12 protein-coding genes and 1 tRNA gene are annotated in these 14,964 nt (G+C 63.9%); 1 reads left to right on the top strand and 12 read right to left on the bottom strand.

Annotation, left to right across the window (positions count from 1 at the left end):
- Positions 1-96: 96 nt before the first annotated feature.
- The 8 genes from LT988_RS05795 to yut all read right to left on the bottom strand — a co-directional run bounded on the left by LT988_RS05795 (position 97) and on the right by yut (position 7,085).
- A complete protein-coding gene (locus LT988_RS05795) occupies positions 97-825 on the bottom strand; it encodes an ABC transporter ATP-binding protein (RefSeq protein WP_232410521.1) in 729 nt (242 codons plus the stop codon).
- Between the two features lie 23 nt (positions 826-848).
- Positions 849-2,066, bottom strand: coding sequence for an efflux RND transporter periplasmic adaptor subunit (locus LT988_RS05790; RefSeq protein WP_232409270.1), 1,218 nt, complete (start codon positions 2,064-2,066; stop codon positions 849-851).
- Between the two features lie 19 nt (positions 2,067-2,085).
- Positions 2,086-2,170, bottom strand: a tRNA-Leu gene (locus LT988_RS05785).
- A 383-nt stretch (positions 2,171-2,553) separates the two neighbouring features.
- The gene (locus LT988_RS05780) at positions 2,554-4,161 is read right to left on the bottom strand and encodes an alpha/beta hydrolase (RefSeq protein WP_232409269.1); all 1,608 of its coding nucleotides are present in this window, start codon (positions 4,159-4,161) and stop codon (positions 2,554-2,556) included.
- Positions 4,162-4,267: 106 nt separating this feature from the next.
- On the bottom strand, positions 4,268-4,465 hold the full coding sequence (locus LT988_RS05775) for a hypothetical protein (RefSeq protein WP_232409268.1): 198 nt from the start codon (positions 4,463-4,465) through the stop codon (positions 4,268-4,270).
- A gap of 99 nt (positions 4,466-4,564) precedes the next feature.
- A complete protein-coding gene (locus tag LT988_RS05770; RefSeq protein ID WP_232409267.1) occupies positions 4,565-5,764 on the bottom strand; it encodes a hypothetical protein in 1,200 nt (399 codons plus the stop codon).
- A gap of 34 nt (positions 5,765-5,798) precedes the next feature.
- Entirely contained in the window at positions 5,799-5,945 is a 147-nt protein-coding gene (locus tag LT988_RS05765) for an arginine deiminase family protein (protein ID WP_269752133.1), read from the bottom strand.
- Positions 5,946-6,107: 162 nt separating this feature from the next.
- A complete protein-coding gene (gene yut, locus LT988_RS05760) occupies positions 6,108-7,085 on the bottom strand; it encodes an urea transporter (protein ID WP_232409265.1) in 978 nt (325 codons plus the stop codon).
- A 231-nt stretch (positions 7,086-7,316) separates the two neighbouring features.
- On the opposite strand from yut, the gene LT988_RS05755 reads away from it, so the two are divergent.
- Positions 7,317-8,681 (top strand): DUF1576 domain-containing protein, encoded by a 1,365-nt coding sequence (locus LT988_RS05755; protein ID WP_232409264.1) that lies wholly within the window; start codon positions 7,317-7,319, stop codon positions 8,679-8,681.
- A 446-nt stretch (positions 8,682-9,127) separates the two neighbouring features.
- Here LT988_RS05755 and LT988_RS05750 read toward each other — a convergent pair whose 3' ends face one another.
- From LT988_RS05750 to LT988_RS05735, 4 genes are all read right to left on the bottom strand, one after another.
- Positions 9,128-9,739 (bottom strand): DUF3611 family protein, encoded by a 612-nt coding sequence (locus LT988_RS05750; protein ID WP_232409263.1) that lies wholly within the window; start codon positions 9,737-9,739, stop codon positions 9,128-9,130.
- 489 nt (positions 9,740-10,228) lie between these two features.
- Positions 10,229-11,842 (bottom strand): alpha/beta hydrolase, encoded by a 1,614-nt coding sequence (locus LT988_RS05745; RefSeq protein ID WP_232409262.1) that lies wholly within the window; start codon positions 11,840-11,842, stop codon positions 10,229-10,231.
- A gap of 131 nt (positions 11,843-11,973) precedes the next feature.
- A complete protein-coding gene (locus LT988_RS05740; protein ID WP_232409261.1) occupies positions 11,974-13,023 on the bottom strand; it encodes an AI-2E family transporter in 1,050 nt (349 codons plus the stop codon).
- 316 nt (positions 13,024-13,339) lie between these two features.
- Complete coding sequence (locus LT988_RS05735) at positions 13,340-14,941, bottom strand: YfcC family protein (protein WP_232409260.1); 1,602 nt, start codon at positions 14,939-14,941, stop codon at positions 13,340-13,342.
- Positions 14,942-14,964: the final 23 nt, after the last annotated feature.

Here is a 14,964-nt window from a genome sequence, read left to right as displayed (position 1 = left end):
GCGTAGCTGACGGCTGACGGCTGACGGCTGACGGCTGACGGCTGACGGCTGACGGCTGACGGCTGACGGCTGACGGCTGCGCGTGCGACCGGATATTCACGCCGACGTTCCCGCCTGCTCCACCAGAGTCCCCTTGTCCAGATGCAGGACACGCTGCGCGAATTCGGCCGCCTTAGGGTCGTGAGTGACCATGATCATGGTCTTGCCGTAGTCGCGGTTGAGTCGTTGCAGGAGCATCAGCACCTCCTCGGCCGAGTGGCGGTCGAGATCACCCGTGGGCTCGTCGCAGACCAAGAGCGTCGGGTCGGAGACGATCGCTCGGGCGATGGCGACGCGCTGCTGCTGGCCGCCCGAGAGCTCGCTGGGCTTGTGCGAGGCGCGGTCCGCAAGCCCGACCAGGTCGAGCGCAACCGCCGCGTTGCGTCGACGCCGCGCCGCCGACAGCCGCGTCAGCAGCAACGGCAGCTCGACGTTCTTCTGCGCCGAGAGTGCCGGCAGCAGGTTGTAGAACTGGAAGACGAAGCCGACGTGGGCCGCCCGCCAGCGCGCCAGCTCGGCCGAGTACATCCGGTCGATCCGGCGCCCGGCGACGCTCAAGGTGCCTTCGCTCGGCAGATCCAGACCCGCGATCATATTGAGCAGCGTGCTCTTGCCCGATCCGGACGGGCCCATCAGGGCGAGGAAGTCGCCCTCGGGGATATCCAGATCGACATGATGCAGCACCTCGATGCGCTGCCGACCGCGCTCGTAGACCTTGCTCACGCCGCGGATGGCGACCAAGGGCGCGTCGGCGTCGTGTTGTCCGTTCAAAGACGAATCCGACATCGGCTCGGGCTCGAGGTTCGTCATCAAGCCCCGTCGCGCGAGGAGACGCGCGTGCCGTCGGTCAGCTCGCGCGGCGGGTCGCGGACCACCCGCTCGCCCGCCGCCAACCCCTGCTCGACCAGGCGTCGATCGCCGACCTCGCTTCCCGCAACGACCTGTCGCTCGCGCACATGGTCCCCGTCCAGCACGAAGACGATGCGTTCCTCGCCACGCTCGCGAATCGCGCTCGAAGGGACCAGGACGCCTTCGCTTGCCTGCGCCGGGCCGTCGTCGACATCCTGCATGAAGGAGACCCGCACGCCCATCTCCGGGATCAGGCGCGGATCCTTCGCGTCGATTCGGATCCGGACCCGCACCGTCGCCTTGCTGCGATCCGCCGTGGGGATGATCGCGATCACCGATGCCGGGATCGTCCAATCCGGGTAGGCGTCGAGCACCGCCTGTACGGGTTGATCGGGTCGGACCCGATTGATGAAGGCCTCGTTGACGTCGACCTCGATCTCCAGCGAGTCCATATCCACGATGGTGCCGATCCCGGTGCGGGTGAACCCGCCGCCCGCCGACATCGGCGAGACGATCTCGCCGGGCTGGGCGGCCTTCGCCACGATGATGCCGGCAAAGGGCGCGCGCACGACCGTGTTGTCGTAGGCGACCTGCGCGACCTGCACCTCGGCCTCGGAGACCCGCACCTGACTGCGCTGGGCCTCGAGTTGTGCGGCCAGGGTCTCGACCTGCGTTTCGGCGGTTTCGAGGGCCTCTTCGGACGCCAATTGACGCGAACGCAGCTCGGTCTGTCGCTTCAGGCCTCGTCGACCTTGTTCCAGTTGGACCTGGATCTCGGCGAGCCTCGCCTGCGCCGCGGCCAGCCGTGCCCGTGCGAGATCGAGCTGGGCTTCCGCGTCCGTGTCGTCGAGGCGTGCAAGCACCTGATCCGCAGCGACCTTCACGCCTTCCTCGATCAAGACCTCGGCGAGCTTGCCCGAGATCTTGCTCGAGACCGTTGCTTGGCGTCGGGCGATGACATAGCCGGTCGCGTCGAGCACGGCCGTCGGACCCGCGTCCGGCACCTGCGCGATCGCGACATCCACCGGGGTCGTGCTTTCGGAGACCGCATAATAGGCGCCGCCGCCGAGGGCACCGATCACGAGGAGTACGAGAAGAAGCCAAAGCCCGCGGTGACCGCCGCCGTCACGGTCGGCCCGGTCGATGTGAAGTTCTTTGAGGGGGTCGTGCTCCGACATACGTCTGTCCGAAGGAGGATGGTGCCCGGGGCGGGAATCGAACCCGCATGACCAAAGTCGAGGGATTTTAAGTCCCTTGCGTCTACCAGTTTCGCCACCCGGGCGCGGGGTGAGGCTTCAGGACGTCGGCGGAGTCCACTTTTCGGTGCGTCATCCGATCCTCGGTGAGCGGCAAGGGGCGACACTATCCGAGCAGACGATCGACGAAGAGTTCCGGCGGGGATTGATGATGGAGGCTGAGGTCGGCGTCAAACCGGGGTGCATGGCCTTGCAGTCTGTTCCTGCTCCTTACCGCACACTCCATCCGGGCGTCTTGCCAAACCTTCAGTCCGTTCTCAGCGAACGTCAGTGTCCCGTAGACATGGCGGCTTTGCAAGCCGCTAACGCAGGCGGTCGACTGTGTCGCAGATGCAGTCGTCGTCGCCCGGATGCAGTGCGCGCCGACGTGCCGTCATAGGGCGCTCCGCCGGCGATCGTGGTTCGCCGTTCATTCGAAGATCGTCTTTAGCCGGGCCACCTCGGCGTCGCTCCAGCCGTTGGGTTCGGTCAGCGCCAGCCATGCGTCGATGTAGTGTGCCGGCGCGAATTCGTGACCGAAGCCTTTCGGGGTTGAGCCCGCCACCATGTCGGCAGCCAGTTGCAGCATCGTTACGAGCGGAAACCAGCGCAGGTCGGGCGACACGTCGGGGCCGCGGGGTGCCTTGAGCCAATCCGGCTCACGCCACGCCGACCGTGGACTGAAGAAGGTGATCGGATCGCTCGCGTACTGGAGGAAGGCGATCCGAAAGGCGCCCCAGGGTTGCTCGCCGCTGTCCAATCCGCCGTCCTGGTTCATGAACCGCACCACCGACCCGCCACGAAAGCGGGGCAGCCATGCGGGCGAGCCGGGATCGCGCTGAGCGGTCATGCGCCGCCAGGCGTCGTTGCGGAAGGGTGGACCGCTCCAGAGCGCGCCGTCGAATGGGTCATCGATGATGTCGTAAAGATCGAACGACAGATCGGAGTTCAACGAACCCAAGCTCAATCCGTTGAGGTAGAGCTTCGGCCTCGCGTCGCGGGGCAGGCGACGCCAGTAGCCATAAATTTCCGAGAACAGGGTACGGGCCATCCCAGCCCCGTACGCGCCCTCGGTCAGCAGTGCGAGCGGGCTGTTCAGATAGGAATACTGAGCCGCCACCGTGGCAATGTCGCCACGATGCAGATACTCGACCGGATCCTGCGATGACGCATCGATCCAGCCGGTGCCCGTCGGTGTCACCAGCAGCAAGATCGAGCGTTCGAAGCCGCCCACGCGCTTCAACTCATCCAACGCCAGCCGTGCCCGCTCCTCGGGGGTGTCGGCTGAATTTAAGCCGACATAGACGCGAATCGGCGCCGGCATCGGGGCCGAAAAAAAACGGCTCAGGTCTTCGGCGTCGGGCCCGCCGGCAACGAACTTGCGGCCCTGGCGGCCGAGGTCTTCCCAATTGATCAGGGAAGCCAGACTGCCGGTCTGGTCCGGATGGGTCGGACGGGGCAAATCGTCCTGAATCAGCGCATCGAGCTCCTGAAAGGAACGATCGGCCACGCGCAGCAGGCTGCTCAGCAAGACGCCATCGATCACGGACCAGAAGAGTGCCACGGCGGCGACAATACCGAGCAGATGTGAAATTCTCGGTGGCATGAAACGCCGCAGTTTGACCGAAAGCACCCGAAACACCCAGCGAAACGCGCGTGCGAGCGCCAGCAGGATCAGGAACAACAACACCGCGATCGGGCCGAGCAGCAAGGGTTGGAGGCCGGCTTGCTCCTCCATGCCCATCAGCTCGCGAAGCGCGTTCTGCCAATGGTTCGCCTGCCACAGAAAACTCACCGCGACAAACAGGCATAGCAGTGCTGCGATGGACTTGATGACGATCGCGGTTTGCTTGCGAAACACCGGCAATTGCAGATAGTTCCACAGGGCGACCGTCGCAACGCCAAGACCATAGCCGGCCGAAAACGACAGGCCGGAAAGAATGCCCTGAATCAAAAACGGTCTTGGCAGCAGCGAGGGCGTCAGCGAAAAGGCAAAGAAAACGGTCCCGACGAGTAGACCAACAATGTTGAGCTGCATTGACTTCGTCATCGCACTGGAGTTTTCAGGAAGAACACACAATCCGCCTCGACCAGTCGAGATCCGCAGGCGCGGACCTTGCGCGAAAAATCAGTCGAGGGCAATGTCACTGCGTTGTTTCGGGTAGCGTTCGGCTCCGCTGGCAGTGCCTCGCGGGCTCCTCCGTCATCGCTGGCCCCATCAAGATCGCGAGCGCGCGGGTATGCGGGCTCGCGTTGAGCGCCTCGGTCGTGATCAGGGCCAGCAGGCTGCCCACATCGAGCAGCGCGAAGGCGATGATCAACAGCGCGCCCCATTTCGGCACCCTTTGCGACGGATCCAGGCCAGCGCCGGTTTGGTGACGATCGCGATGAAGAGAGCGAGCAGGATCGGCGAGAGCAGCGGCGCGGCGGTCTTCATCCTCCTAGAACGACTTGCGGATCATCACCCAAACCTCGGTCGCGCTGTAGTCGCTGAATGGGGTATTGCCCTCGTCGCGGAAATAGAGCACCTCCGGGCGGAGCGACCAGCTGGGGGCGAACTGATAGGTCAGCCCGCCTCCGAGCTCGTAGATGTCCAAATTGGGCGTCAGTGTCCGAAGCTGTTCGAGCTCGTCGTACTCGGCGACGTCTTCATGATACCCGTTGTGCTCCCACAGGCCGAACAGGAAGACTCCCAGGCGTTCGTTGAAGTCCATACTCCAGTCGACCGTCACTCCATAGAAAGTCTGGTCGTCTTCGGCTCGATCATGGGTTGCCCACTCGCGGCCGCCGTTCAGCGTGAAGGTCAGGGCAGCCTTGCCGTCCGCGAGGGCGCGGGTCCATCCGAGCCAGATCTCGCCGATGTTGCGGCTGTTGTCCCGCTCGTCGCCGGAGGGATAGGCGCGGGAGCGGATCTCCCCCTCCAGCGTCATCTGATTGTTCGGGTCGATGGCGAAGGCGCGGTTGATGAAAAGGCCGTAGTCCTGTCGGTAGCCGTCCCCACCCCGATAGCTCGCCCCGCCGCGCACGCCGATCGCCTGGCTGCCCTTGGCGAGGGACTGGATCAGCGCGGCGTTCCACCGCAGATCCGAGTCGTCTCGCCGATCGGTGTCGTCGTAGTCGCGGAATTGATAGTCCAGGTTGCCGTCGATCGACAGGTTATTCTCCAACAGGTAACCCAATCCGCCACCGATGCGGGCCTCCCAGAACCAGTCCCGAGCGGGGTCGCCGCCCGCGGCATTAGTGGTGCGGGTGCGGTTCTCCCGGTAGAGGCCGCCGCCGGTCTCGGCAAAGCCGAAACCGCTCAGACGCTTGCCCTCGCGGTAGTTGCGTGCCGCCTTGGCATAGATCTCCGCCTGCTGGCGAAGGTCGGGCGGCAGGTTGTCGAAGCGCAGGACCTGTTCGAACTCAAGTACGGCCTTGGCATATTCGCCGCGCTCCAGGTAGATCTGCCCGAGGGCGAGGTGGTCGGCGACGGGCTCCTTAGAATCAGCAGGGGGCGAACCAGCAGCGTGCGGGCTCTTAACGGACGGGCTTGCGTCCAATGCGGGCGCGGCATTGCACATCGAGCCTGCCAGCAGCAAGTAACCGAGGACGCACCGGGCGCACGGGTCCTCGGGCGAGCGTCTTGCTGTGGCGAGCATTGGGCGTCTCCGGCTCATCCGACCGACCACGGGATCAGAAATCGACGGCGTCTCGGATCAACGGGCAGGTCATGCAGTGAGCACCACCGCGTCCGCGGCACAGTTCGGCCCCGACGATGGTGACGACCTCCACGCCGGCCTTGCGCTGCTCGGTGTTGGTCCAGACGTCGCCCCCCTCCAGGGAGCGGGTCGGGTGACCGCTATTGACCTTTGGTTAAACAAGCAAGCGTCAGGCGGTTTTGGTCGGGTCAGGCCCGGATCGAGCCGGCATGATTGGCCAACGGACGCTCGTCGCAATGACCTGGGTGCGGACCCAAAACGGCGGGAGCAGCTCCAACCGACGTCAGTCTTCGGCCAGGTCCGGCTTAGCCAGCAAGAACAGCCAGGTGACCAGCACGAACGAGGCCGTCAGCGTCGGGATTGCGAACGGCTTCAATGCCACGACCATCGCCCCCTGGACCAGCACGGTGAGGACGGTCGCCAGTAGAGTGAGCAGCGCGCAGCGTAAGCCGGGCCGATTGAATACGGTTCCAACGGCGATCGCGGTGAGGATCGGGTTGAATCCGACCAGGCCGGCGGTAATGATCTGGCTCTCGGCACCGAGCAGATGTGCGACGATGACCGAGATCAGCGCCGCCACGAGCGCATAGCCGGCCGCGGCAATCGAACCGATCGCGAGACCGATTAGAATGAGCAGTGCGGCGATCCCGTTACCCTTCACGAACACCTGTGAGATGCTGGAGACCATGCCTTCGAGGAAGTCGATGAGCTGCAGCGGGTTCGCCGCCTCCGGCGCAATCGGCTCGATCAGGCTGCTCAAGGGCAATGCGTCGGTCGGAAGGGCCGAGAAGGCGTTGGACGAGAGCAAGAGCAACCAGGTGATCAGTACGAAGGGCGCGGTCAGAGCGGCGATGCCCCAGGTCTTCATGAGGTTGGTCATGGCCAGCGTGGCGACCACCGAAAAGGCACCGCCGAGCACGACGTAGACCCACAGCAGTGGGGAGAGCGCAAGGAAGGTGGTTAATGCGATGCCGACCAGGTAGGCATTGAAACCATAGAGCCCCGCGTTCAGCGCCGCGGTGTCGACCCGCAGCCAGAGCGCGGTCAGGGTTGCGACGATCAGCGCGAGCAGGCCGCCGATGGCGACTTCCGGTGCATCGGCCGCGTAGGAACCCCAACCGATCGCGACGAAAAAAAACAGACCCGAGAGCGGCTTGTCCTGAAACATCACCTGCCCGATGCTGCGCAGATTGATGTCGACGAAGCGAAGGGGCCATGCGCTCTCGCAGGCGTTTTCCCACCAATTGTCAGACTGATTCATGGTTTCCTCCATTGCGCGCACCGATCGTCGACGCAGCGATGCCGGGCGGGGAGCATGGCCTAGGCAGCGCCAGAGCGAGGGCCGCGTCTGCTTGGTACCCGACATCCTTGCACACGATCGACCTTTGGTTGCAGAGTTTTCGGGCGATCTCTAGACTCGCTCTGGCCCTGGTAACCCCGCTGACCGCCAAGAACTCGGTCCGATTGACATCGCCAGCCCGAGATTTAGCAGATGGCAACCGATCCACAGCAACCCGTTGAAAGCGGCGGATACCGCCCAGCCAGCGATAGGCTGATCCTGCTCGTCGTCGCCTCCTACGCGCTCACGTTCGTGGTCTTTGGTTTTCTGGTCGACAGCCCGGCCGAAATCCTGAAAGGCCTGAGTGCCATTTTGATCTCTCGCGACACCCTGCTTACGGACTATTTCGGCGTCGGCGGTATCGGTGCCGGTCTGGTCAGCGCCGGGCTCCTGACGCTGGCGAGCTGCGCCGTCTATTCTCTGTCGCGGGCGAAGATGACCGGTGCGGCCGTTGCCGCGCTCTTCCTCGTGCTGGGTTTCGGGCTGTTCGGCAAGAATCTGCTCAATGTCTGGTTCATCGTGCTCGGCGTCGCCCTCTATTCGCGCTTTAAGGGGCAGACATTTGCGACCAACATCAATACGGCGTTCTTCGGCATCGCTTTGTCGCCGATCGTCAGCGAGGTCTTGTTCAGCTCCCTGCTGCCGTTTGAGCTCGCCATACCGCTGGGCGTCGGCACCGGGCTCTTGATCGGCTTCATTCTGCCGGCGGCGGCCGCCCAGCTGTTCAAGGCCCACATGGGCTTTGCGTTGTACAACATGGGGTTCACCGCCGGACTGGTCGGGACGCTGGTTGTCGCACTCTACAAGTCCTATGGCTTCGTACCTGATCCGGTCTTCATCTGGACCAGCGGCAACGACCTCCTGCTGGGGCCCTTCCTCGGCGTGCTGTTCGCCTCGATGATCGTGCTCGGCGTTGTGCTGGATCGCCGAGCGCTCATCGGCTTTCGCCGCTTGCTGCGTGAGAGCGGTCAGTCGCCGAGCGATTTCGTCGCGATCGCCGGGCTTGGGGCAACGCTAATCAACATGGGTGTGAGCGGCGCGATCGGCATGGCGTATGTGCTGGCCGTGGGCGGTGACCTGAATGGTCCGGTGATTGGCGCGCTCCTGTCGATCGTCGGTTTCGCGGCGTTCGGCAAGCACCCGTTCAATTTCGTGCCGGTCATGCTTGGGGTGTTTCTCGGCTCTCTGGCGAAACCATGGGGCGCGGCTGATCCCTCAATCCTGCTGGCCGCACTCTTTGCGACCAACCTGGCGCCGATCGCCGGCCACTTTGGCTGGCACTGGGGCATTGTCGCCGGCTTCGTGCACTCCTCGGCCGCGCTCAGTGTCGGCGGTGTCCACGCTGGCCTAAACCTCTACAACAACGGCTTCGCGGCAGGCATCGTCGCGGCAATCCTGGCACCGGTGATCATCGCGATCCGCGCCGGGCGAGATGGCGGTGATCCACCCCCATCGGCGTCGGCCCATTCGCCCGGGGCTGCACCCGGTGCCGCGTCCGGCAGAGGACGCTCCGGTTAGGCAACACTGCGGCGAGGCGCAGACATCGCGGCTTTGCAAGCCGCAACGGCCGACTGATCATCCTTATCGTCGCGGCGCGGAAGCGCGAGCGCAAAGCGGTCCATCGGATCACCACGAAACGAGTCTAGTGGGAATCAGGCCAAGAACCTGGGAATCAGGGCGAGGACCCGTGCCGAGCCGGGCCGCCGCCTAGGGTATCGGTGGTGACATTGCGGTTTTCCCGAGAGTAGCCGCTGCCCGTGATTGCGCGGGTGCTGATCGGCCCACCAGGTCCATATGGCGACGACGGCGATGGCCGCCGTCAGTGCCATCAGGCTGGCCCGGCTCAGGTTTGCGATGAAACAAACGCTTCATCTTGCGGGGTGGCACTGCGCCATGACCGTGAGACGAGGGTGCGCCATGTCATCGGTGCAAACGGCTTGCGCGTCCCCAGGGCGCGCGCCCGATCAAGCCGCGTCTTTCGCTTGCGCACCGTAGACATGTGTTGTACGGAACAACAGCCACATGCCGAGCATCGTCGCGAGGACCTCGGCGGCGAGCATCAGGACCAAAGCCATGAGGCTGGCCAGGTCGACGGCGGATACCCACGACCCGCCGAGCGAGGACTGCGTGGTCTGCAAGGTCGGGATGCCGCCCTGGGGCGCGGACAGGAAGTAAAACAGCATTTGGCCAACCTCCACCAGCATCACAACCAGCGAAAAGAGGAGGCCGAGACCGCTTGCGACCAGGCCGATCCAGACGGTACCGACAACCATCGACTCGGTCGGGCGCGTGACGGGATCGGCAATTCGCTTGCCGAGGTTCTGATAACGGAAGAACCAGATGGTGGTAAACACCAGCACCATGAGGTTCAGCATCGACAACCAGCCGACGATGGGCAGCCCGGAACGTGGACCCGACACACTGCCGGAGAAGGTGAAGATGAACAGCATCAGTATGATCGGAAACGATGCCAGGATGAGCTGAGACCAGAAACCAATCCGGCCCGAGCGTTGGAAGGTGGCGGCCAGACCATCGATCTTCGCGACGTGCAAATCGTCGACAAGTTTCTTCAACATGACTACCTCGGCCGATGTTCGGTGTGTTGGTTAGGTGGACCTGGGTTTGCTGCTGACACAGCAGCCGAAATCCGGATCAAACGTGCGGCAAGGCCTCAGGCTGACCGAGCTGCAGCCGGAAACACCGACGATCAGCCCAAGTACGAATAGACTTGTGAGATTCGGTTCCATGTCATGTCACCCTGTCTTGCTATTCGTAGGGCCTAAATTGATCCAGCCGGCATCGCTCTCGGTGAGCGAACCCTAAGATCGGCCCACCGCGGGCGAAGGCTACAGGAGCAGGCATCGGCAGCCCATTGCACTTTGGTTAAATCATGCTGGCGTTCAATCCTGCTGGAACGACCCGCGGACCATCACCCGGTTCTCGGTTGCGCTGTCGTTGCTTCGGCGCGGGTCGGGCGGTCGTGCGAAGGCGGTGGAAATGTCTTCTTCGGCATGAACATCAGCAGCAGATACGCCGTAGGCGCAACCAGCCGCTTTTGCGCTGCATCACTCAGCTTCGAAGATCGTCTTAAGCCGGGCCACCTCGGTGTCGCTCCAGCCTGGCGGTTCGGTCAGTGCCAGCCATGCGTCGATGTAGTGCGCCGGCGCGAATTCGTGACCGAAGCCTTTCGGGCTGGCGCCCGCTACCATGTCGGCAGCCAGTTGCAGCATCGTCACGAGCGGAAACCAGCGCAGGTCGGGCGACACGTCGGGGCCGCGGGGTGCCTGCAGCCAATCCGGCTCACGCCACGCCCAACGCGGACTGAAGAAGGTGATCGGATCGCTCGCGTACTGGAGGAAGGCGATCCGAAAGGCGCCCCAGGGTTGATCGCCGCTGTCCAATCCGCCGTCTTGGTTCATGAACCGCACCACCGACCCGCCACGAAAGCGGGGCAGCCACGCGGGCGAGCCGGGATCGCGCTGATCGGTCATACGCCGCCAGGCGTCGTTGCGGAAGGGTGGGCCGCTCCAGAGTGCGCCGTTGAATGGGTCATCGATGATGTCGTAAAGATCGAACGACAGATCGGAGTTCAACGAACCCAAGCTCAAACCGTTGAGGTAGAGCCTCGGTCTCGCGTCGCGGGGCAGGCTACGCCAGTAGCCGTAAATCTCAGCGAACAGGGCGCGGGCCATCCCGGCCCCATAGGCGCCCTCGGTCAGCAGTGCGAGCGGGCTGTTCAGATAGGAATACTGGGCCGCCACCGTGGCAATGTCGCCACGATGCAGGTACTCGACCGGATCCTGCGATGCTGCATCGATCCAGCCTGTGCCGGTCGGCGTCACAAGCAGCAGTGTCGAGCGTTCGAAGCCGCCGACGCGTTTCAATTCCTCCAGCGCCAAACGTGCCCTCTGCTCGGGACTGTCGGCTGAGTTCAAGCCGACATAGACGCGAATCGGCGCCGGCATCGGGGAAGAAAAAAAGCGGCTCAGGTCTTCGGCGTCGGGCCCGCCGGCAACGAACTTGCGGCCCTGGCGGCCGAGGTCTTCCCAATTGATCAGCGAAGCCTGACTGCCGGTCTGGTCGGGATGGGTCGGACGGGGCAAATCGTCCTGAATCAGCGCATCGAGCTCCTGAAACGAACGATCGGCCACGCGCAGCAGGCTGCTCAGCAAGACGCCGTCGATCACGGACCAGAAGAGCGCCACTGCGGCGACAATACCGAGCAGATGTGAAACTCTCGGCGGCATGAAACGCCGCAGTTTGACCGCAAGCACCTGAAACACCCAGCGAAACGCGCGCGCGAGCGCCAGCAGGATCAGGAACAACAACACCGCGATCGGGCCGAGCAGCAAGGGTTGGAGGCCGGCTTGCTCCTCCATGCCCATCAGCTCGCGAAGCGAGTTCTGCCAATGGTTCGCCTGCCATAGAAAGCTCACCGCGACAACCAGGCACAGCAGTGCTGCGATGGACTTGATGACGAGCGCGGTACGCTTGCGCAACACGGGCAATTGCAGATAGTTCCACAGGGCGACCGTCGCAACGCCAAGACCATAGCCTGCCGAAAACGACAGGCCGGAAAGAATGCCCTGAATGAAAAACGGTCTTGGCAGCAGCGAGGGCGTCAGCGAAAAGGCAAAGAAAACGGTTCCGACGAGTAGACCGACAATGTTTAGCTGCATTGAATTCGTCATCGCACTGAAGTGTTCGGGACGGACACGCAAACCGACTCGACGAGTCGACAGCCGCAGGGGCGGACCTTGCGCGAAAAATCGGTCGAGGGCAACGCCGCTACCTTCTTTCGGCTCCGCTGTCAGAGCCCCGCGGGCTCCTCCGTAACCGCTGGCCCCATCAAGATCGCGAGCGGGCGGGTATGCGGACTCGCGTCGAGCGCGATGATCAACGCCGTGGTCAACGGTACGGCCAGGAACATGCCGACGGTGCCGAACAGCCAGCCCCAGAACAACAGTGCGATGAAGACTGCCAGCGTCGAGATGCCAAGCCCCTTACCCATGATCCGCGGCTCGATGACGTTGCCGATCGCGGTATTAATGACCAGGTAACCGGCCGCAACCATCAGTGCCGTGACCAAGTCGACCTGCACCAGTGCCAGCAGGACCGCCGGGATCATCATGACGATGTTGCCGACGACCGGCACGAAATTCAGAAAAAAGGCGATCACCGCCCAGAGGATGGCGAAATCGATACCGAAGAACTTGAGCAAGAGCCAGACACAGACCGCGGTGGCGAAGCTGGTCATCGTCTTGATCAACATATAGCGGTTGATGTTGTCGAGCAGCCGCTTCAGTCGCGCTTCGCCCGTCTCGGTCAGATTGAAAGCCGCCTTCAGCTTGCTCGGTATCGCCGGCACCTCAAGCAGGATGAAGATCACGGTGAGCAGCACCAACAGACCGGTCGCAAAGACGCCGCTGGCGCTGGACAACAATCCCGGCACCAGGGCCGTGAGCCTGGACGGGTCCAACAGGTCCGTCGCTGCGTCGGCCGGGTTGTCGACGCCGGTGCCCCCCATCAGACCGCCGAATTGCTGGGCCAGCGCCGCGAAACGTTCCTGATAGGTCGGCAGGCTATCCTGAAAGCCCTCGAGCGCCCCGGTCGTAATCAGCGCGAGCAGGCTGCCGACATCAAGCAGCACAAAGGCGATCACGAACAGCGCGCCCCATTTCGGCATCCCTTTGCGACGCATCCAGGCCAGCGCCGGGGTGGCGACGATCGCGATGAAGATGGCGAGCAGGATCGGCGAGAGCAGCGGCGCGGCGGTCTTCAACAAGGTCACGACCAGCGCGACGGCACCGGCGACAACCAGGCCGCGCGCGGGCGCACTGAAGGTGGATAGCACATTCATGGGGCGATTGCTCCTCAGTTGGGTTGATTCCTCGACACGGAAGCCCGCACCCGGGTGAGCGATTGGGGCTGGTCGATCGACGATCGCGCGTCGACTAGGCGAGCGCCTTCTCCTTGAGCCTGTCGAACTCACCCTGGTTGATCGTGCCCACATCGAGCAGCATCCTCTGCAAGGATAGCCGGCGAGCAGCAGTACCAGCGGGTGAATCAGCACCAGGAGAAGCGCAACGAAACCGATCTGTTTATGAACGAGTTGCAGGGCATCGAGCCAGAACGCTGCGGTTGCGCTCTTTACCCGGGACAGCAGGGCCAGATGCTCAGGCGATGCTGGCGGCGATTGCAAGCACGGCCGCGGACACGACGAACAGGGCCAACAGCAGCGGCCACATGAAGCGCAGGTATTTGTCGTACCCCACCTTCGCGATGGCCAGGCCGCCGATAAGGACGACGTTCGTTGGAGAGACCAGGAGCGCGAGCCCGTGGCCCAGGATCCAGGCGGTGATGGTCAGCGGACGGCCGACCCCGGCGAAGTCGGCCAGCGGCGTCAGCAGGGGCATCGCCAGCGCGGCATGTCCGGAGCTCGACGGGATCAGGAAGGCCAGCGGGACGTTCACCACCATGGTCGCGACGGCAAAGGCCCCCGCGGACGAGCCGGTGATCAGCTGCTCCATGGCGTGCAGGATGGTGCCCAGGGTCTGGGTGTTGGTCATGATCACCGAGACACCCCCCGCGAGGAGGATGACCATGGCCGGACCCATCATGTCCGAGGCACCCGCCTTGATGAGCCGCACGATCTCTTTCTCGTCCATCCGCGCGACCAGGCCTACCAGCACCGATGCGATCAGGAACAGCATCGCCAGTTGCGGGAACCACCAGTCGAGCTCGAACCAGAGGGGCTCGACCCCGGCGACCTCGTGGGTAACGTAATAGTCCGCCGGGCCGGTGTTGCCGCCGAGGATGCTGGCCCAGGGGATGACCGAGAAGATCATCAGTCCGAACGCCAAGACGGTGATCGCGAGCACCCATCTCTGGGTGCCGGTGAGGGTCCGATCGGCCGCGTCGGGGTCTAGGTCAGGGTCGGGACTGCCCGCCGTATTATCGGCGGAGGACGCGTCCTCCGAGGTCGACTGGTCGAATCCGATCAGGGAGGCGCTCGGGCTCGCCCGCACCCGTGCCGCATAGCGCAGCACCCAGGCCACCGCCATTGAGGTCAGCAGAACCCACAAGATCAGCCGCAGCAGGATGCCCTCGCCGATACCGACCCCGGCCTCACCGGCGGCGACCCCGATGGAGAACGGATTGACCGTCGCCGCCATGACCCCGATCAGCGAACCGACGATGATCATCGCGGCCGTGACCAGGCGGTCATAGCCGAGCGCCGCCATCAGCGGGATGAACAGCGCATAGAACCCGAGAGTCTCCACCGAGAAGCCCATGGTGGTGCCTAGCAGGGAGAACAGCACCATGACCGCGGTGATCAGCAGCCAGCCGTGGTTCCTCAGGCGGTTGGCGAGCGCCGCCACCGCTACCTCCAGGCTGTGGGTGGCAAAGCTGATGGAGATGAAGGCTCCAATGGACATGATGAAGACGATGATGCCGATCTGACCGAACAGACGCCCGACGATCTCGGTGTCGACGACTCCCGCCACCGGGCTCAGCAGACCGTAGATCCCGTTGACCGGGGCGAGGATGAGCTGCGCGACCCGCTTATCGAAGGTCAGGGGCGACTCGATGCGCTCGAAGGTCCCCGGGATCGGGGAGCCGTCGGCGTCCCGGGCATAGCGCCCGGACGGGATGAACAGTGCCGCCACCCAGACCAGGACCATGACGAACGCCAGGGTCGTCACCGCGCTCGGGAACTGGAACCTAGGCCTCGATGCCTTGGATTGGTTGGTCGTCTTCGGGGTCGCCTCGGACATGCATCCCTCCGGAGGGGGTATTG

The sequence above is a fragment of the Thiocapsa bogorovii genome, from assembly GCF_021228795.1.
In the GTDB taxonomy this organism is placed as follows: Bacteria; Pseudomonadota; Gammaproteobacteria; order Chromatiales; family Chromatiaceae; genus Thiocapsa; species Thiocapsa bogorovii.
This window is presented reverse-complemented; position numbering and strand designations above follow the sequence as displayed.